General features: G+C 42.3%; 19 protein-coding genes. 7 read left to right on the forward strand and 12 right to left on the reverse strand.

The genetic code is table 11. The features are described from left to right. The first annotated feature begins 895 nt into the window (after positions 1-895). Both G457_RS0109340 and G457_RS0109345 read left to right on the forward strand, forming a co-directional pair. The gene (locus G457_RS0109340; RefSeq protein ID WP_026946239.1) at positions 896-1906 is read left to right on the forward strand and encodes a PorP/SprF family type IX secretion system membrane protein; all 1011 of its coding nucleotides are present in this window, start codon (positions 896-898) and stop codon (positions 1904-1906) included. A gap of 58 nt (positions 1907-1964) precedes the next feature. Beyond that, positions 1965-3494: a cryptochrome/photolyase family protein gene (locus tag G457_RS0109345; RefSeq protein ID WP_026946240.1), complete on the forward strand. Its 1530-nt coding sequence runs from the start codon at positions 1965-1967 to the stop codon at positions 3492-3494. On the opposite strand, the gene G457_RS0109350 is transcribed toward G457_RS0109345, so the two are convergent. The 4 genes from G457_RS0109350 to G457_RS0109365 form a co-directional block, all read right to left on the reverse strand. Further along, the gene (locus G457_RS0109350; RefSeq protein WP_026946241.1) at positions 3491-3874 is read right to left on the reverse strand and encodes a DUF2306 domain-containing protein; all 384 of its coding nucleotides are present in this window, start codon (positions 3872-3874) and stop codon (positions 3491-3493) included. The two genes, G457_RS0109345 and G457_RS0109350, sit on opposite strands and share 4 nt — an antisense overlap. Before the next feature lie 9 nt (positions 3875-3883). After that, positions 3884-4951, reverse strand: coding sequence for a porin (locus tag G457_RS0109355; protein WP_026946242.1), 1068 nt, complete (start codon positions 4949-4951; stop codon positions 3884-3886). After that, complete coding sequence (locus G457_RS21305) at positions 4948-5868, reverse strand: mechanosensitive ion channel family protein (RefSeq protein ID WP_035483568.1); 921 nt, start codon at positions 5866-5868, stop codon at positions 4948-4950. The genes G457_RS0109355 and G457_RS21305 overlap by 4 nt, the downstream gene beginning before the upstream one ends. Before the next feature lie 110 nt (positions 5869-5978). Beyond that, positions 5979-7088, reverse strand: a complete 1110-nt coding sequence (locus G457_RS0109365) for a TolB family protein (RefSeq protein ID WP_035483570.1) — start codon at positions 7086-7088, stop codon at positions 5979-5981. A 74-nt stretch (positions 7089-7162) separates the two neighbouring features. Between G457_RS0109365 and G457_RS0109370 the strand changes: the two genes are divergently transcribed. The 3 genes from G457_RS0109370 (at position 7163) to G457_RS0109380 (ending at position 10430) form a co-directional block, all read left to right on the forward strand. Continuing rightward, positions 7163-8395 carry a M28 family peptidase gene (locus G457_RS0109370; protein ID WP_026946244.1) on the forward strand — a complete coding sequence of 411 codons (1233 nt, stop codon included), beginning with the start codon at positions 7163-7165 and terminating at the stop codon, positions 8393-8395. Positions 8396-8767: 372 nt separating this feature from the next. Next, positions 8768-9970, forward strand: a complete 1203-nt coding sequence (locus tag G457_RS0109375) for a glycoside hydrolase family 18 protein (RefSeq protein WP_035483573.1) — start codon at positions 8768-8770, stop codon at positions 9968-9970. 31 nt (positions 9971-10001) lie between these two features. Beyond that, the gene (locus G457_RS0109380; protein ID WP_248602845.1) at positions 10002-10430 is read left to right on the forward strand and encodes a GNAT family N-acetyltransferase; all 429 of its coding nucleotides are present in this window, start codon (positions 10002-10004) and stop codon (positions 10428-10430) included. Positions 10431-10446: 16 nt separating this feature from the next. On the opposite strand, the gene rpiB is transcribed toward G457_RS0109380, so the two are convergent. The 3 genes from rpiB to G457_RS0109395 all read right to left on the reverse strand — a co-directional run bounded on the left by rpiB (position 10447) and on the right by G457_RS0109395 (position 13087). Further along, positions 10447-10884 (reverse strand): ribose 5-phosphate isomerase B, encoded by a 438-nt coding sequence (rpiB, locus tag G457_RS0109385; RefSeq protein WP_026946247.1) that lies wholly within the window; start codon positions 10882-10884, stop codon positions 10447-10449. Between the two features lie 65 nt (positions 10885-10949). After that, the gene (gene tatC, locus G457_RS0109390) at positions 10950-11801 is read right to left on the reverse strand and encodes a twin-arginine translocase subunit TatC (protein ID WP_026946248.1); all 852 of its coding nucleotides are present in this window, start codon (positions 11799-11801) and stop codon (positions 10950-10952) included. Between the two features lie 17 nt (positions 11802-11818). Continuing rightward, a complete protein-coding gene (locus tag G457_RS0109395; RefSeq protein ID WP_026946249.1) occupies positions 11819-13087 on the reverse strand; it encodes a serine hydroxymethyltransferase in 1269 nt (422 codons plus the stop codon). A 195-nt stretch (positions 13088-13282) separates the two neighbouring features. Here G457_RS0109395 and G457_RS0109405 point away from each other — a divergent pair, with 195 nt between their 5' ends. Continuing rightward, complete coding sequence (locus tag G457_RS0109405) at positions 13283-13657, forward strand: hypothetical protein (RefSeq protein WP_026946250.1); 375 nt, start codon at positions 13283-13285, stop codon at positions 13655-13657. A gap of 30 nt (positions 13658-13687) precedes the next feature. On the opposite strand, the gene G457_RS0109410 is transcribed toward G457_RS0109405, so the two are convergent. Continuing rightward, a complete protein-coding gene (locus G457_RS0109410; RefSeq protein WP_026946251.1) occupies positions 13688-13915 on the reverse strand; it encodes a hypothetical protein in 228 nt (75 codons plus the stop codon). 101 nt (positions 13916-14016) lie between these two features. On the opposite strand from G457_RS0109410, the gene G457_RS0109415 reads away from it, so the two are divergent. Further along, positions 14017-14925 (forward strand): AEC family transporter, encoded by a 909-nt coding sequence (locus G457_RS0109415; protein ID WP_026946252.1) that lies wholly within the window; start codon positions 14017-14019, stop codon positions 14923-14925. On the opposite strand, the gene G457_RS0109420 is transcribed toward G457_RS0109415, so the two are convergent. The 4 genes from G457_RS0109420 to G457_RS0109435 are packed head-to-tail and all read right to left on the reverse strand — an operon-like array spanning position 14917 to position 17059. Continuing rightward, positions 14917-15720, reverse strand: a complete 804-nt coding sequence (locus G457_RS0109420) for an inositol monophosphatase family protein (protein ID WP_026946253.1) — start codon at positions 15718-15720, stop codon at positions 14917-14919. The two genes, G457_RS0109415 and G457_RS0109420, sit on opposite strands and share 9 nt — an antisense overlap. 30 nt (positions 15721-15750) lie before the next feature. Next, positions 15751-16500 (reverse strand): 16S rRNA (cytidine(1402)-2'-O)-methyltransferase, encoded by a 750-nt coding sequence (rsmI, locus tag G457_RS21310; RefSeq protein ID WP_051260776.1) that lies wholly within the window; start codon positions 16498-16500, stop codon positions 15751-15753. Continuing rightward, positions 16497-16730, reverse strand: coding sequence for a 4a-hydroxytetrahydrobiopterin dehydratase (locus G457_RS0109430; RefSeq protein ID WP_026946254.1), 234 nt, complete (start codon positions 16728-16730; stop codon positions 16497-16499). The genes rsmI and G457_RS0109430 overlap by 4 nt, the downstream gene beginning before the upstream one ends. 11 nt (positions 16731-16741) lie before the next feature. After that, a complete protein-coding gene (locus G457_RS0109435) occupies positions 16742-17059 on the reverse strand; it encodes a DUF493 domain-containing protein (RefSeq protein ID WP_248602846.1) in 318 nt (105 codons plus the stop codon). Between the last annotated feature and the right edge of the window lie 11 nt (positions 17060-17070).

Consider the following 17070-nt stretch of genomic DNA (forward strand, 5'->3'; position numbering starts at 1 on the left):
ATCAGAGTAAGGGAACAGTTTCCTTTTCTCTTGCTTTGATAATTTTCAGCTGGAGTATTTCTCAGGCTCTAGACTGCTTTTAGACTTTATCCCCTCCAGCTATTCCACAGCTATTGGCTACCATCCTGGCCATATAGGTTATTATTTTTTCGGGCTTGATCTATTCATTCAGGATTACCAAAGCCTAAATACTTACTAGCTCTTTCCCTCACAATTTATGCTTTCGAGATATTGCTGGAGAAAGTTTTTAAGCAAATTATACAGCTGATTAAAAACGGATTCTCTTTTATTCGAGGCTTTTACAATTCTTTGGGGTGATTTCTTCTAAAAAGTAAGATTCCAAACGGGTCGAATAATTTTCTAATAGACAGTAAATCAAATGATTTTCTGAATGTTAGGCTGATTCCAAATTATTTTTTTAAAAAAATTCAAATTTTTTTTAAGCCTGATTTTCAAGACAATTTCATTTCATATCCAGAAAAAAGTTTCATTTATGACCTTTTTTGATAATGGTATAATTTGAAGAAAAATAAGACAATTTTTAGCTGTATTTCATTTTTCTGAGCCAATTGAAATCGCTTGTTTTAAAGAATAATATACATATATTTAAATAGAACAAGGCAATTAATAGAATATCATTTTGCTGTATATGATTTACATAAAATAATATTCTAAAAAATGAAATACAAAATATTCGATTTATAAATCAAAAACACCATCCTGAAATTCTTCAAAAGTGAAAAACACACGGCTACCATATCAACTCTCGATTTCCTATCCTTTTCAGGATGGGGTAATCGTATCTGATGGCTTGGCTCAGTTTGCATTTGAATCTCTTCAAGTAGAAAACCTCAAGCCTCATCATAATCAGCAACGATTATTAAGAAGGCTTTATTTGTTGATCGCCTTTTGTATTGCCAGCTTGAGCCTTCATGCCCAGGATGTGCAGTATTCTCAGTTCTATGCTAATCCACTCTATCTCAATCCAGCTATGGCCGGATCTACTGAGATGACTCAGATTGGTGTCAATTATCGAAACCAGTGGCCAGGATTGGATCAGTCCTTTAATTCGTATTCTGCCTATATTGATCATTATATTTTTGGTGCAAATAGTGGAGTGGGTTTGATATTCAACCAGTCTGATCAAAGCATGGCCAATTTGAGTATTACGGAAATTGGTGCTGCTTATTCTTACCGTGCTCGCTTAGGCTTCCGTTCCTTTCTTCGTGTAGGTGGTCAGGTGAGTTACCAAGATCGAGACGCCTATTTCGGCGATATGATTTTTGGCAGTCAAATAGACGATCAAACGGGTGCAATTGGTGATTTTTCGGGTGAAAACCTAGGAGAAGATATGCGTCATCAGTTTGTGGACTACAGCTTCGGAATGCTTTTCCACAATGAAAATATTTGGTTTGGAGCTTCTGCACACCATGTAACCCAGCCGAACATTTCATTCATCGATGGAGAAATCAGCGAGTTGCCGCTCAAACTTTCTGCTCACGGTGGAGTCAAATTTGATCTTTCTGGAGGAAATTCCCGTGCATTCTATAATCAGCGAACTGGTACAAGAGAATTGACCTTTGCTTTCAATTATAAGAATCAAGGACCCTTCACACAGCTTGATCTAGGAACACAAGTAAATATCCAGCCTTTAGTTCTTGGAGTTTGGTATCGAGGAATCCCTGTTGGTCAAAGCGCTCTTCCAAATAATGAAGCAGTCATTGCATTGGTGGGTATTTCGCTAGGTGGAGGATTGGATGTGGGTTATAGTCATGACTTTACACTTTCATCATTGGGCAATGCTAATACTGGAGGAGCACATGAAATTTCAATCCGATACAGCTTCCTTGCAGGTAATACCAAAGGTGCTGGCCGAAAGTCCTCCATGCCTTGCTTCAAATATTAAGTTTCTCATAAACAATGCTTGGTTAAAAGGGCTTTAATTATCATAAAGCCCTTTTTTTATGCCAAAAACGCTACGCTTAATTCTTGGAGATCAATTGAATCAATCGCATTCTTGGTTTGAGGAGAAAAGTGATGATCACATTTACCTCATGGCCGAGATGCGACAGGAGACGGATTATGTAAATCACCACGTTCAAAAAGTCTTGGCCTTTTTTGACTCGATGAGGAATTTTGCTTCTGAAATCGAAACTCAGGGCCATCAAATGCGCTATTTCAAATTAGATGATCCGAAAAACCCGCAGGATCTCGAAAAATTGATTCAGCAGCTTGTGAATGATGAAGGGATCGAAAAGTTTGAATACCAACTGCCCGATGAATACCGCCTCGACGAGCAATTGCGCTCAATTTGCAAAAACCTGAAGATTTCTACCGATTCGGTCGATTCAGAGCATTTTCTCACTAAAAGAGCATTTTTGGAAGAATTTTTCAAAGGGAAGAAAACCTACCTGATGGAGTCATTCTATCGTGAGATGCGAAAAAAATATGACATCCTGATGGATGGCAAGGAACCTGTGGAGGGAAAATGGAACTTTGACCACGAAAACCGCTCTGCTCTCAAGGATTCCAAGCTATTGAAAAAAGCCAAAACGCATTCAAAGGATCTTTCGGGACTATTGGAAATGCTGGAAAAATCCGGGGTGAAAACCATCGGAAAGGTTGACGCTGAAAACTTCCCTTGGCCTACAAGTAGAAAAGAGTGTTTGGAGGTTTTAAACCATTTTTGCGAAAAGCTTCTGGTTCATTTTGGAGACTATCAGGATGCTTTGACAACTTGGGACGCCTTTTTATTCCATTCCAGATTGAGTTTTGCGATGAATAGTAAGATGCTGTCTCCGCTGGAGGTGGTACAGAAAGTAGAAAGCTATTGGGAAGGTCACCGAAAGGAAATTTCTATCTCTCAAGTAGAAGGTTTTATCCGGCAAATTATTGGTTGGCGAGAGTATATGAGAGGTGTGTATTGGGCCAAAATGCCCGATTATGCAGAGATGAATTTCTTCGGCCATGATCGTAAGCTTCCGGATTGGTTTTGGACTGGAAGGACCAAAATGAAATGTCTTTCAGAGTCAATCGGTCAATCGCTTGACTTGGCCTATGCCCATCACATTCAGCGTCTGATGGTCACGGGTAACTTTGCACTGCTAGCCGGAATCAATCCGGATGAAATAGACCAATGGTATTTGGGTATTTATATTGATGCGATCGAGTGGGTGGAGATTACCAATACTCGGGGCATGAGTCAATTTGCAGATGGTGGAATCGTTGGCACCAAGCCGTATGTTTCCTCTGCCAATTACATTAAAAAACAAGGAAATTACTGTGATCATTGTGCCTATAATCATAAAGAGAAAGTGGGCGACAAGGCCTGTCCCTTCAATAGCTTGTATTGGCATTTTTACGAGAGAAATCGGGAGAAATTAGAAAAGAATCCACGGATTGGAATGGCCTATCGGACACTTGATAAGCTGAAAAACAAGCAGGAAATTTTAGAACAGGCGGAGAGCTATCTTTCAAATATTAATGAGCTTTAGAAAAAGAGCTCGTGAAGGAATCTTCCAGGCGAAAAGGTAAACCCTCCTGCGATCAAAATTGCACCGATGTAAAGCAACACCATTTTGCGCTGATGGCTTTTTACTTTTCCTTTTCGAATGGCTAAGAAAGCTGTCGGTACAGTCCAAAGCACTAGAAAACAGAAAAGGTGAATCCAACCAAAATGTCCTAGGAAAACGGGTCCAACACGTGCCTCCATAAACAAAGCCAGAATCGCTGTGATAATCATCAAGACCATGTAAATGGCACCTAACTTTTGATGAAAAAGTCCACCTTTCTTTGCAAGTAATAAATATGCGCCTAAAAATACACATGGAACCACTGTGGCTAAATGCAGGTACATTAAAATCTCGTAAACCATTGGCTTAATTTAATTGAAAGATAAAGCAAAAGACCCCAAGAGAAAATAATTATCAGAATTGCCGCTATCAATACCCAGCACCGGCCCTGTCAGCCAACGCCCCTCTAATCGGAAGGTGGCAATTTTTCCCAATTTCCAGTCACCATTCAGTGAAATGCCACTTGTCTGGATTCCTTGATCGATGAGGCTCGTAGCGATAGCCTGAAATGGATCATTGTAATATTCGAAGCGAAGGGCTGAAGCTATTTTTTCTGAAAACTGTCTCTGTAGAATGGCAGACATCCCCCACCAGTTGCGATCAATATCAAAGGCCAAAGTCCTTCTACCTCCATCCAATCCGGCGATGAGTCTCCAGCCTTCACCAAGCTTAAAATCTCCATAGAAATTAGTAAAGTACAGCATCGTTTCAGCTTCCAAGGGTTGATCAGTTCCTATGAATGTGCTCCAATTCAATTTGATGTTTTCGTTGGGAGTATATGTGGCTTGAGTGCCAAAAGAAGGTCTATTTCTCCCTGGAATGGCTCTAATGCGCTGCCAGCCATTCAGATACAAAAAGGCAAAGTACCAGCGCTCATCCTTTTGCCAGCTTAGCTGTACGCCCGTTTCAAAATAGGGACTATTCTCGGCAATGATCGATCGAGATAAAGTCAGGTTTTCTGTCGATACGGCATTTTCAAAGCCAATGTGTGATGGAAGCACTCCAGCATCTATCCAAAACTTTCTGTTCTTGTCCAGAGCCAAGCCCACATTCGCCTGATGAATCCATTGAAAGAGTTCGGGTTCGTTGGCATAATTATCCCGGGCATAGGTTCCCTGCTGAATTCCTAAATTGGCTCGAAAGAAATCCGTTTTTGCACTGATTGTAACTAAGGCTAGGTTGATTCCCAGTCGGTTTTGATTGGTATGATTGTAAAGAAAAGGAAGCCTGTTTTCCTGGCCCATTTGATCCACAAAATCATAGCCATAGTAGACATCCAAAAAGCCTGAGATATCAAATTGTAATGAATTTCTAGAATTCTCTTGAGCAAAGGCAGGCGATGAAAAAACAAGAAGGAATATCAGGAGTGATTTTCTCATGTCTTTTTGTTTTCCTCTAGAACGACTCGGCTTCGTGGAAGTGCGGCAGGGTAGTTTTTCTGCAAGAATTCAATCATTTTTTCCCGCACATGCACACGCAAGTCCCAAGCAGTCGGCGAGTTCTTAGCAGAAACTAAGATTCGACTCTCCACGGTGCGCTCCTTAGCATCTGTCACCTGTAAAACCTTTACTTTTTTATCCCAAAGCGGGGTGTTTTCAAGAATCCGATCCAGCTCTTCACGAAGTGCATCGAAAGGAACCGAATAATCTGTATAGAGAAATACTGATCCAATGATGTCCGCTGAGGTCCTAGTCCAGTTTTGAAAGGGTTTTTCCAAAAAGTAGGTTGTCGGTAGCACTAGTCTTCGCTGATCCCAAATCCTGACCACAACATAGGTCAGATTGATCTCCTCGATCCAGCCCCATTCACCTTCGACCACCACGGCATCATCCAGCCGAAAAGGCTGAGCGAATGCAATCTGAATTCCTGCGACCAATGTGCCGATGGCTTTCTGAGCTGAAAAACCAATGATGATACCAGCTACTCCTGCTGAGGCAAAAAGCCCGACACCGATTTTACGGATGGGTTCAAAAGAGACCAAAATCAACCCAATTCCAAGAATGATAATAATAAAATTGACAATCTTTTGAAGGATGTTAAGCTGGGTGTAGACTTTTCTGGCTCGGAGATTATTCTCTTGACTGATATCAAACTGCTTCAAGAATACTCGTTTCAAAATACCTGTCAAGACCAAGAGACACCAGGTAAAACCTAGAATAATCAAGATGGTATTGATATGGGGTAGGACTGAAAATAAGCCGGTCCAGCTAGCAGATTCTTCACGGAAGTAGATTTTTGCAAGTACTAATACCAGCGTGACCAAAAAGGGAATTATTAGTCGTCGGTAATTTTTCATGTAAAAATAGGTTGAGCGAATTAGTAAAATAAGGAAGGATCAGGTCTAATCAAAAAAAAGCCCTTCTTGCCTAAAGCAAGGAGGGCTCTTGTGAATTTTTTATGGATCAATTAATCACCAATCCATTCTGCTACAAATAAGTTGGTATCTCGTGTACCGCCATTATTTCGGTTGGATGAGAAAACTAGGTGTTTTCCATCATTAGAGAATACAGGGAAGGCATCGAAAGTGTCATTTTCGGTAATTCTCACTAGTCCTGTTCCGTCCAAATTAATCATGTACAGATTAAAAGGAAATCCTCTTTCTGTATGATGATTGGAGGCGAAAATGATTTTTTCTCCCGAAGGATGAAAAAACGGTGCCCAGTTAGCCTGACCCAAATCGGTGATTTTCTGAATATCACTTCCATCCACATTGGAAACATAAAGCTCCATTTCGGTCGGCTTCACCAGTCCTTCAGCCAAAAGCTCTAGATATTCGGCTTTTTCTTCCTCTGTTTGTGGGCGAGAAGCACGCCATACTAGCTTGCTGCCGTCAGGTGAGAAAAAAGCTCCTCCGTCATATCCCAGATCAGAAGTGATTTGCTTGACATCTGATCCATCAATATTCATAGTGAAAAGCTCCAAATCACCGGTTCGCATGGAAGTGAAGACGATTTTGTCCCCTTGGGGAGATAGAGTGGCCTCTCCGTCATAGCCAGGATCATTGGTGAGTTGCTCTAGAATATTGCCCTCCAAATCAGCTGTGAAAATATCATAAGTATCATAGATCGGCCAAACGTACTTGCCATCTGCTCTTCGCTCGGGTACAGGAGGGCAGTCATCTCCTCCCAAATGGGTGGAGGCATAGACGATACTTTGGTTTCCCGGAAGAAAATAGGAGCAGGTAGTTCGCCCAAGTCCTGTAGAAAGGCGTTGAGGCATATTGTTTTTGAGGTCGTCTGTTTTCCAGTTGGTGTAGAAAATTTGATCGCACTCAGCTCCCCAACCTGAATAATCGGATTGGAAAACGAGCATTTCATCATCAAATGACCAGTAAGCTTCAGCATTATTCCCTCCGAAAGTCAACTGCTTGATATTTCGAAAGTATTTCATTTCATTTTCCGAAAGAAGCGCGGAATCCAAAGCCGTATGTGTTGGAGTGCTCTCTGCCGTTTGCTCGGAATTTTTTGGCGCACAGGCGATGATTAAAATCAATAAAAGCGGGAAATAGAAACGCATAGAAATCTTCAGTTTGTATTTATTGCAGCGCGAAGATACCAATTATTATCTTTGGGCTAAATCAAAATAGAACCATGAAGCAATATCAAATAGTTGGACTTATTGGAGCTTTGGCTTTTGCCTGCCAATCCGCCCCGAGTGATACAGATTTAATCAATGATCTTAAAAAGGATGTGACCTACTTAGCTGCTGACCAATTAGAGGGTCGGGCCATTGGTACTGATGGTGAAGTAAAAGCTGCGGAGTATTTGGCTGAGCGCTTCAGTGAGATCGGGATTTCGCCCAAAGGCACAGACGGTTTTTTTCAGGAGTTTACCGTTTCTAAGCCAAGCAATCCTCATGAGGAGGCAGTGATTGGTACAGATGGGGAGGGTGTCACAGGCCGAAATGTGATCGGGTTTATCGACAACCAAGCTGCTCAGACTATCGTGATTGGGGCTCATTTTGATCACTTGGGCTATGGCGGATCAGGATCTCTGCATCGAGGTGACTCTGCGATTCATAATGGTGCGGATGATAATGCTTCCGGAACAGCCGCCTTAGCAGCTTTAGCTGAGCTCTTGGTGGATGAAAAGCGTCAGTCTAATTTTCTGTTTATCGCTTTTTCCGGTGAGGAAAATGGCCTTTGGGGTTCCAATTATTTTGTAAAAAACCCTACCATCGATCTAGAAACGGTCAATTATATGATCAATATGGACATGGTTGGCCGTTTAAACGAGGAAAATACTTTGGCGATCAATGGAGTTGGTACCAGTCCTAGCTTTGTTCCGGCATTGGATCTGGTCAATAGCGACAGTCTCAAGTTGGTTACTTCAGAATCTGGCGTAGGTCCTTCAGACCATACGTCTTTTTATCTGCAGGATTTGCCGGTTTTACACTTTTTCACAGGTCAGCATGAAGACTACCACCGTCCCTCGGATGACTCCGAGAAGATCAACTATGAGGGCTTACTTCAGGTGGTTCGATACATTGATCGACTGATTGCGCAGCTTGACACAGAGCCAAAATTAGCTTTTACTAAAACGAAAGACAGTTCCGGTGATTCTCCAAGATTTACAGTTACACTTGGGGTAGTTCCGGATTATTTATATGATGGAAAAGGAATGCGAATCGATGGGGTATCTGAAGATAAACCAGCCCAAAAAGCAGGTTTGCAAAAAGGGGATATTGTAGTTCAGTTGGGAGACTCTACGATCGTGGATATGATGAGTTATATGCGGGCTTTGGGAGCTTTTCAACCCGGACAAGAAACGCAGGTGGCTTATGAGCGGGATGGTAAAAGAGTAGAGACTAAGGTGAGGTTTTAGTTTAAGGTTCAGGGTTCAGGGTTCTGAGTTCAAGGTTCATTGTTCATCAACGCATGATGGCTGATAGAAAAGATTGAGGTTTCCATTCCCCTCGTAAATCGTAGTTCGTAAATCTTACTTTTCCTATGTGCCTCTGTGGTGAAAAAAGGCCACTGTTATGGACCTTCTTCGATATTCAGTATTCATCATTCGATGTTCGAAATTTTTCCCATTCAAAGAGTTCTGATTCTAAGGATCAGGGTTCATTGTTCATCTACACTTGATGGCTGGTAGAAAAGATTGAGGTTTCGTTTCCGTCGTTAATCCTTCTTCCTTCTTCTTATTTATTTTTAACTTTATTAAAAATTTTAATCAAGTTAAATCCCATTTCCCTTGTCTAGATCCGCCAAGCTTCTCTTTTTCTTTTTTATTTCCAGTATCCTATGGAGTTGTTCCAATTCTGCTTCCAATGAATCCGAAGATGTTCCTTCAAAAGGGCCAGTAATTATGGCCTACTATGTGCCGGAGCGGAATTTTCAGCCAGAGGAAATTCCTGTAGAAAAGCTGACACATATAATTTTCTCTTTCACACATGTCATTGATGGGGAAATGAAGTTTAGAAACCCAGGAAATTCGGGTCCAAAATTGGAAGCTTTGGTCAGGCAAAAAGAGCGAAATCCAGATCTAAAAGTCATGATCGCATGTGGAGGCTGGGGTGCTGATGGATTCTCGGACATGGCTTTGACAGCCGAAAGCCGAGCCAAATTCATTCAAAGTGTCCGGGATTTCATTGCCAAATATCAACTAGACGGTATGGATATGGATTGGGAATATCCAGGGATATCCGGAGCTGGAACCAAAGCACGGGATGAGGATACGCAGAACTTCACGGCACTGATGAAAGGGCTTCGGGAGATGCTGGATACCTTTGAAAGCCCCAAGTTTTTGACTTTTGCCTCAGCGGGTTGGAAGCGATATTTTGACTTTGTGGAAATGGAAGAGGTGATGAAGTATGCCGATTTCACCAATGTGATGACCTATGACCAAGTATCGGGCGTGTCCATTTACACAGGGCATCATACCCCCTTAGGTTCCGTGACAAGCGAAGATGTGAAACAGACACCTTTTGGGGCTCACTTGGATAGCTTGTATCAAAGTGGAGAAAACTTGGACCCTCATCCCAGATCAGCCCAGAAAATTGTTGATTTTTTAATTGAAGAAGGGGTAAACCCGGAGCAAATTGTCATTGGAGGGGCATTTTATGGTCGGGTTTGGAAGGGCGTTCCTCTAGTAAATAATGGATTATATCAGCTAAGTAAAGGCTTGCATATAGGATGGATGGCCTATCATCAGATTCGGGAAAAATATGAGTCATACCCTAGTTTCAAGCGTTTTTGGGATGAAAAAGCACAAGCCCCCTACCTTTACAATCAGCAGGACAGTTTATTTGTGTCCTATGATGATACGGTCTCAGTTGCCTTGAAAACCAAGTATGTAATGGAGAAAGGTTTGGGAGGCATCATGTTCTGGGAATTGGGTAACGACACCAAAGAATCGGGTTCTTTGTTGGATGCGATTTATAAGGCAGCTAATTAATGTATCAAAAAGTCGAATAAATCTATCAGTGGTGAGAATAAGCGAAATATCAATAGAGCCTTGCAATGGTCAAGAAATAAAATTTATCTCAGATGGTTTGAATGAGTTCAACCTCAGTCAGGTGCCCCCTCTTGCTCCAAACTGGACCTCTTTTGATTTTGTGGCAAAAACGAAGGAAGGAGTGGAGATCGGTGGGATTCTTGGGGGAATAGGTTACTGGAATGGGTTGGAAATTCGGGCCCTTTGGGTCCATGAAAAATATAGAGGGAAGGGCCTTGGAAGCCGGATTTTAGCCTATATCGAGACTCTTGCTAGAAAAAAAGGAGCCGTAATCGCTATGCTGGATACATTTGATTTTCAGGCAGAGAAATTTTACTTAAAAAATGGTTATCAGCCTATCGGAGAGATCAAGGACTTTCCAATGGGCCATAGAAGAATCTATTTTTCGAAAAGGCTTTGATTAAATCCTTCTCAGATTAGCTGCAGGCAATTTTATTTACTCGCTTGCTATGGCGACCTCCTTCAAACTCAGTCGTCAAAAAGATTTCCACTTGGTTTTCTGCTTGCTCATAGGGGATAAAACGGGCGGGAATGGCGATCACATTTGCGTCGTTGTGACGTCGTGCAAGTGATGCAATGGCTTCATTCCAGCAGAGAGCAGCTCGAACTCCCTGATGCTTATTGGCAGTAATGGCTACCCCATTTCCACTTCCACAGATGACGATGCCTTTTTCAAATTCTCCACTTTCCACAGCGCTGCAAAGCGGATGTACATAGTCAGGGTAATCGACTGAAGCATCAGAGAATGGGCCAAAATCTTTGACCTCATAGCCAGACTTTTCAAGCTTCTGGATTAGTTGAGTTTTATATTCAAACCCGGCATGGTCACCGCCAATTGCTATTTTTCTGGACATAGTGGATAAGATTTTATTTATCAATTAGATGGTTTTAAGCTATAGGATACAAAATATGTATTCAATTACTCGTCGTCAAATTGTCTTTCGTACTCGGCTTCTTTGAGTGCACGTTTCTTTTCCAGGCGCTTCGCAATGGTAATCCCTGCCTCATACAGCACCAAAATCGGCATCGCAATCAGCAACTGAGATATCACATCAGGAGGGGTAATTACCGCTGCCAATACCAATATCACAACAATGGCATGCCGACGATAAGTTCGGAGCATTCCTGAAGTCACCAAACCACTCATAGACAGAAAATAGATCACCACCGGAAGCTGAAACATGATAGCTGATGCAAGCACCAACATAGTCAAAGTCGTCACATAGGAAGTGATATCAAATTCATTGAGAATGGAAGGGTCCAGTCTATAGTTGGAAAGGAAATTGATCGAAAGCGGAGATAGGATATAATATCCAAAAGCAGCACCAAGGAAGAACAGCAAACTCACGAAGAAAACAGCTCCTCTTGCAGCATTTTTTTCTTGATCGTAAAGCCCTGGACTGATAAATCGCCAAACTTCCCAAAATACGTAGGGAAAGGCCACAATAAAACCTACCACAAAACTGGAAGTCATGTGCATGGAGAACTGTCCGGTCATCTGCCTACTTTGGATGGTGAAAGGAAGTTTATCGATGCAAAGCGCCGGAACATTCAGGTACATCGCAATGTCACAAAGCACGCGATAGGTGAGAAAATCAATTTTGGACGGACCCAAAATGATGATTCCAAATACGATGCTTTTGGAGAGAAAGGCTATGACTGTGAAAATCAAAATCGCAGCTACCGATCGCAATAAGTGCCATCGTAGTGCTTCCAAATGATCCAAGAAGGACATTCCTTCTTCCTCTTCCTGTAGTTGGTCTAATGCCACGATTTAAATTTGGGTAATTAATACAATGGAAACTGAACCATCCATTCGTTTACTTCTGATCGGATTTGATTGAGAATAGCCTCGTCACTATGATTCATAAGGGCTTTGTCGATCAATTGGACGATTTTAGTCATATCCTTTTCTTTCAGACCACGGGTCGTCACGGCAGCAGTACCTACGCGCATGCCGGAAGTCACAAAAGGGGACTTAGTGTCAAAAGGCACCATGTTTTTGTTGATCGTGATATCTACCTTACCGAGTGTCTCTTCAGCGATTTTTCCAGTCAGATCCTTATTCCGAAGATCAATTAGCATCAGGTGGTTATCAGTCCCTCCAGAAATTAGCTTATAGCCTAATTTCACAAATTCTTCTGCCATGACAGCAGCATTCTTTTTCACCTGAAGAATATATTCCATGTATTCGTCAGAAAGTGCTTCCTGAAAAGCCACCGCCTTAGCAGCAATTATGTGTTCCAATGGTCCACCCTGAGTACCCGGGAATACGCCCATATCTAGTAAAGAAGACATTTTTCGGATTTCACCTTTGGGAGTTTTAATACCCCATGGATTATCAAAATCCTCCCGCATCAAAATCAAACCTCCTCTAGGTCCACGCAAGGTTTTGTGGGTAGTAGTCGTGACAATATGACAAAACTCCAATGGGTCATTCAAAAGGCCTCTGGCAATCAGTCCTGATGGATGGGATATATCTGCCAATAAGATGGCTCCTACTTGGTCTGCGATATCTCGAAGACGCTCATAATCCCAATCTCTTGAATAGGCAGAAGCTCCGCAAATCAACATTTTGGGTTTTACTTCCAATGCAGTGGCTTCCACCTTGTCATAATTAATGACTCCCGTCTCCTCTTCCACACCGTAAAAGTGAGGTTCATATAATTTTCCCGAGAAGTTGACAGGAGAACCGTGAGTCAGGTGTCCACCGTGAGCAAGGTCAAATCCCAAAATAGCGTCGCCAGCCTTTAGGCATGCAAGCATTACTGCTGCATTGGCCTGAGCTCCTGAGTGAGGCTGCACGTTAGCCCAAGTAGCTCCGAAAAGCTCTTTGGCACGATCGATAGCAATTTGCTCAATTTCATCTACTACCTCACATCCTCCATAATAGCGCTTTTTGGGCAGGCCCTCCGCGTATTTATTTGTCAATACGCTACCTGCTGCCTCCATCACCTGCTTTGAAGTGAAGTTTTCGGAGGCGATCAATTCGATTCCGCGCTTTTGTCTGTCTTCTTCTCTGTCGATGAGATCAAATACTACCTTATCTCTTTGCATAATTTGTGGGATTGATTGCCTACTGGAAATTTGCTCCTGAGGGCTTAACACTTACAAGGTTCAAAAATAGCCCGAAACTCCCGATAATCCAATGTAGCAAGCAAGGGAAATGAAGATGGATTTTTTTATCCAAAAGAAGGTCTTTCTCAAAGCTTTGGAAGGATGTCTCCATCACATTTTTGCTAATTTCGCTATATGCTTGATTTCAAATTCCGACCAGAAACCTATTTCTCAGAAGGCAGCAATTCAGTGCTGCTGGTGAAGCTTCACTATCCGGAGAGTCAATGGGGAGAGCAGATCAGTATTTACGCCCACGCACTCGATCTAATGATACAGCTTGAGGTGGTTGATTTTTATGGAAATGAGTACCTATTATATCCTTCAAAGGTGGAAGAGCCAATGAATTTGGAAGATTTGATTTATCTGATCGAGGGGATGCAGGTCAATCAGGATGAACTGGATGGAAAAATGGAATTGGTGTTGGATGGGATACCTGAGGCTAGTAGTGACTTTTATCCCGATTTGGAAACTTATTTTGCCGAAAAGCGAAAAAATTTTGGGCTTGAATAATTCAAGCCGAGTATGAATAGCAATGCTTGCTTAAAAGTCTGAAAGCCCAAGCTTCGGCTCAGCTACCTGCTGTGTTCGAAACCAAAGCTCATAAGTCTCAAAATCCAGGCAGTCCTTCAAAAGCAATCCTTGATAGCGAACACTCTTCAGACAATTTTTGGGAATCCAAGATCTCAACTTTCGGGCTTGATCTCCCTGAAGTTGGGAAAGCTGAATCCAGTTAGTTCCGTTGATAAAAATCGGTATAAGTTTGGTCATGGCTTTTTATCTTGATACAAAACTAGTCTGATTATCAAGCTGCTACAATGATGCCAAATTATTTTTATGTTAATAAAAGTTGAGATTTATAAATTGCCTTAATGATCGCCCCTTTCATCGCTTTAGCTTGTCTCTTTTTAGGTTTGTATCTCCAGCGAAAGCCGGGTTTTCCAGTGGAGCGGGCGATTTTTTGGGTCAATAGTTATTTGTTTAACCTAGTACTTCCTGCTCTAGCCTTGCTTTACATTCCGCAAATTGAACCGGGATGGGATTTGCTAATTCCTATTTCGGCAGCTTGGTTGACCTTTTTTCTCTCCTGGGCGCTATTTGGTACACTGGGAAAAGTACTGGGTTGGACACGGGAAGTAACCGCTTGCCTTGCCATTGTTGCCGGTTTGGCAAATACTTCCTTTTTGGGATTCCCGGTGATTGAAGCATTGTATGGAAAAGCAGGCTTGCCGGTGGCTTTGCTAATGGATCAAGGTGGATCCTTCTTGCTAGTTTCCTCGATGGCTATTGTCATCGCCTCCCTTTATAGCCATCAAAAGGGAAATCTCAGTGCTATTCCCTTGAAAATTATCAAATTTCCTCCCTTTGGTTTTTTGATCGGTACACTTGTGATGAGTTTGTTGGGGTGGAACACACCAGAGATTCTTATTCCGATTTTGACCTGGATCGGAAAGACCATGGCTCCGATTGCTTTGTTGGCAATTGGCCTCCGATTTCGGATAGTTAAAGGAGACCTGAAATCCCCCTATTTCTGGTTAGGATTGAGTTATCGACTGATTTTGGCTCCTGTGATTGTCTTTCTGATTTATCGGAATTTTATAGACCCGCAGGAACTGACATTCAAGGTCACCGTATTGGAATCGGCCATGGCACCCATGATCACCGGCTCAATTGTTGCTATTAATTATAATCTGGCACCTAGATTAGCTGCTTTACTTTCCGGCTTGGGAATGGTGATCTCCGTTTTTACTCTTGGGATTTGGTATTGGTTTTTAGGCTGACCAGATTCGATTCAATTCAATCAAAAACTCATCGTGAATTTTAGAATTGGTCGCGACAATCTGCCGGCCGAAGATATAATCTCCTCCTCCTAGAAAATCCGTCACTTTTCCTCCAGCTTCCTGCACGATCAAAGCTCCCGCCGCTACATCGTAGGAATTCAGGTTATATTCAAAAAAGCCCTCCAATCTTCCCGATGCGACGTAGGCTAAATCAACCGCAGCAGAGCCAAATCTTCGAAGCCCATGCGTCGATTGCATCAGCGATTTCAGAGCCGCTAGGTATTTATCGATTTGCTCAAAATTGTAATAAGGAAATCCCGTAGCAATCAGGGACGCGGCCAAATTTGGAGCGGCACTCACCTGAATCGGTGTTTCATTGCAGAATGCTCCTCCACCTTTGATAGCGTAAAAGCACTCGTGGAGATTAATTTCATATACTACTCCCAAGATCACCTCATCCCGTTCCATCAAAGCAATACTGACAGAAAATACCGGAATACCGTGGATAAAATTCGTAGTACCATCCAAAGGATCAATCACCCAATTGTAAACTTCTGAACGAGTGGTGTTGGTCCCTTCTTCGGTGATAAAACCAGCTTCAGGAAAAATTTTTGATAATTGATCCACGATTTGTCGCTCAGCCTCTTTATCGACATAGGATACCAAATCATTGAAGCCCTTGTGCTCCACATTTTTGACATCAAAATGCTGCCGTTCTTTGCGGATAAATGCACCGACTGACTTGGCCACCTCTTGGGTTTGCTCCAAGAGTCTCTTTAATTCCGAATCTTTCATACTCTGGTGGCTTTCTAAAGCTTAAAATATCTATTTGCTGTTTTTACTTTTTCCGTATTTAGCCAGGCGCTTTTCTTCGCGGCTTTCCTTCTGCTCGGTTTTTCCTGCTACGGTCAGGACGATTTCCCCTTTGAGGATATTTGTCTGATAATATTCGATGAGATCATCGAGGCTACCTCTGATATTTTCCTCATGGAGTTTGGTCAGCTCGCGGGATACACAAGCTTGACGATCCCCACCAAAGGCTTCTGCAAGCTGCTCCAAAGTTTTGATCAATCGATGGGGAGACTCATAAAAAATCATAGTGCGACTTTCTTCCATCAAGGCATCAATTCTAGTTTTCCGGCCTTTTTTATGGGGAAGAAACCCTTCGAATACAAAACGGTCATTAGGTAGTCCTGAATTGACCAAGGCAGGTACGAAGGCGGTTGCTCCCGGTAAACTTTGTAGCTCCAGTCCAGCCGCAATGACCTCTCGTACTAATAGAAAGCCAGGGTCAGAAATCCCCGGAGTACCCGCATCGGAAACCAAGGCAAAGATTTCCCCTTTCTTCATCCGTTCCACCAATTTTTCGACTGCTTTATGCTCGTTAAATATGTGGTATGACTGAAGATTATTGGAGATTTCCAGATGCTTGAGCAATTGCCCCGTAGTGCGGGTATCTTCAGCGAGAATCACATCTACGGACTTGAGAACCTCCAGCGCACGAAGGGTAATATCCTTTAAGTTGCCGATTGGAGTCGGTACAAGGAAGAGACTGATTGTCGGTGATTCACTCATCCTAGGATGGCATCTATCGCTTTAGCCAGTTTTCGATCTTTATCCGTGATGGTATTTCCTTCATCGTGCGTGGTCAGCTCGATTTCTACGGTATTGTACACATTGCTCCAGTTGGGATGGTGCTGCTGTGCTTCCGCCAAAAATGCCACTCGGGTCATGAAGGCAAATGCCTCTTGAAAATCATTGAATTTAAATGTTCGCTTGAGTCGGTTATTTTCTTCTTTCCACATTGGATTTGGGGTTAAAGTGAAATTACTCCCTCTATATTCGAGGCTTTTTCATAGTAGCTGATGACCTCATCAGCGCTTTGAACCATCATCTGAATGGTGGTACTGATGTATTTTCCTCCTGAACTAGGCTTGATTGTTAGTTCATTTTTTGGAAAAATCGCAGCTACTTCTGATTCTTGCCCATTGGGCACGATGAATTTAAACATATACAACATAGGAAAATCCCCATGCGCTTCTAGTTTCTCTTTGAAGTTGGTTTTGTTAAATGGCTTTTGCATTGTATTCCTTTCTAAACCTATACTCAAAAAGAAACCCATGTCGATCGACATGGGTTCCCGTT

This window comes from Algoriphagus marincola DSM 16067 (assembly GCF_000429405.1).
Lineage (GTDB): Bacteria > Bacteroidota > Bacteroidia > Cytophagales > Cyclobacteriaceae > Algoriphagus > Algoriphagus marincola.

Bases quoted from the DNA above. Each gene is read 5' to 3' on its own strand.
- G457_RS0109370 (WP_026946244.1), top strand. From the start codon at position 7,163: ATGAAGCAATATCAAATAGTTGGACTTATTGGAGCTTTGGCTTTTGCC.
- G457_RS21305 (WP_035483568.1), bottom strand. From the start codon at position 5,868: ATGAAAAATTACCGACGACTAATAATTCCCTTTTTGGTCACGCTGGTA.
- G457_RS0109350 (WP_026946241.1), bottom strand. From the start codon at position 3,874: ATGGTTTACGAGATTTTAATGTACCTGCATTTAGCCACAGTGGTTCCA.
- G457_RS0109435 (WP_248602846.1), bottom strand. From the start codon at position 17,059: ATGTCGATCGACATGGGTTTCTTTTTGAGTATAGGTTTAGAAAGGAAT.
- G457_RS0109430 (WP_026946254.1), bottom strand. From the start codon at position 16,730: ATGTGGAAAGAAGAAAATAACCGACTCAAGCGAACATTTAAATTCAAT.
- G457_RS0109365 (WP_035483570.1), bottom strand. From the start codon at position 7,088: ATGCGTTTCTATTTCCCGCTTTTATTGATTTTAATCATCGCCTGTGCG.
- G457_RS0109410 (WP_026946251.1), bottom strand. From the start codon at position 13,915: ATGACCAAACTTATACCGATTTTTATCAACGGAACTAACTGGATTCAG.
- G457_RS0109355 (WP_026946242.1), bottom strand. From the start codon at position 4,951: ATGAGAAAATCACTCCTGATATTCCTTCTTGTTTTTTCATCGCCTGCC.
- G457_RS0109395 (WP_026946249.1), bottom strand. From the start codon at position 13,087: ATGCAAAGAGATAAGGTAGTATTTGATCTCATCGACAGAGAAGAAGAC.
- G457_RS0109345 (WP_026946240.1), top strand. From the start codon at position 1,965: ATGCCAAAAACGCTACGCTTAATTCTTGGAGATCAATTGAATCAATCG.
- G457_RS0109405 (WP_026946250.1), top strand. From the start codon at position 13,283: ATGCTTGATTTCAAATTCCGACCAGAAACCTATTTCTCAGAAGGCAGC.
- G457_RS0109420 (WP_026946253.1), bottom strand. From the start codon at position 15,720: ATGAAAGATTCGGAATTAAAGAGACTCTTGGAGCAAACCCAAGAGGTG.
- G457_RS0109415 (WP_026946252.1), top strand. From the start codon at position 14,017: ATGATCGCCCCTTTCATCGCTTTAGCTTGTCTCTTTTTAGGTTTGTAT.
- rsmI (WP_051260776.1), bottom strand. From the start codon at position 16,500: ATGAGTGAATCACCGACAATCAGTCTCTTCCTTGTACCGACTCCAATC.
- rpiB (WP_026946247.1), bottom strand. From the start codon at position 10,884: ATGTCCAGAAAAATAGCAATTGGCGGTGACCATGCCGGGTTTGAATAT.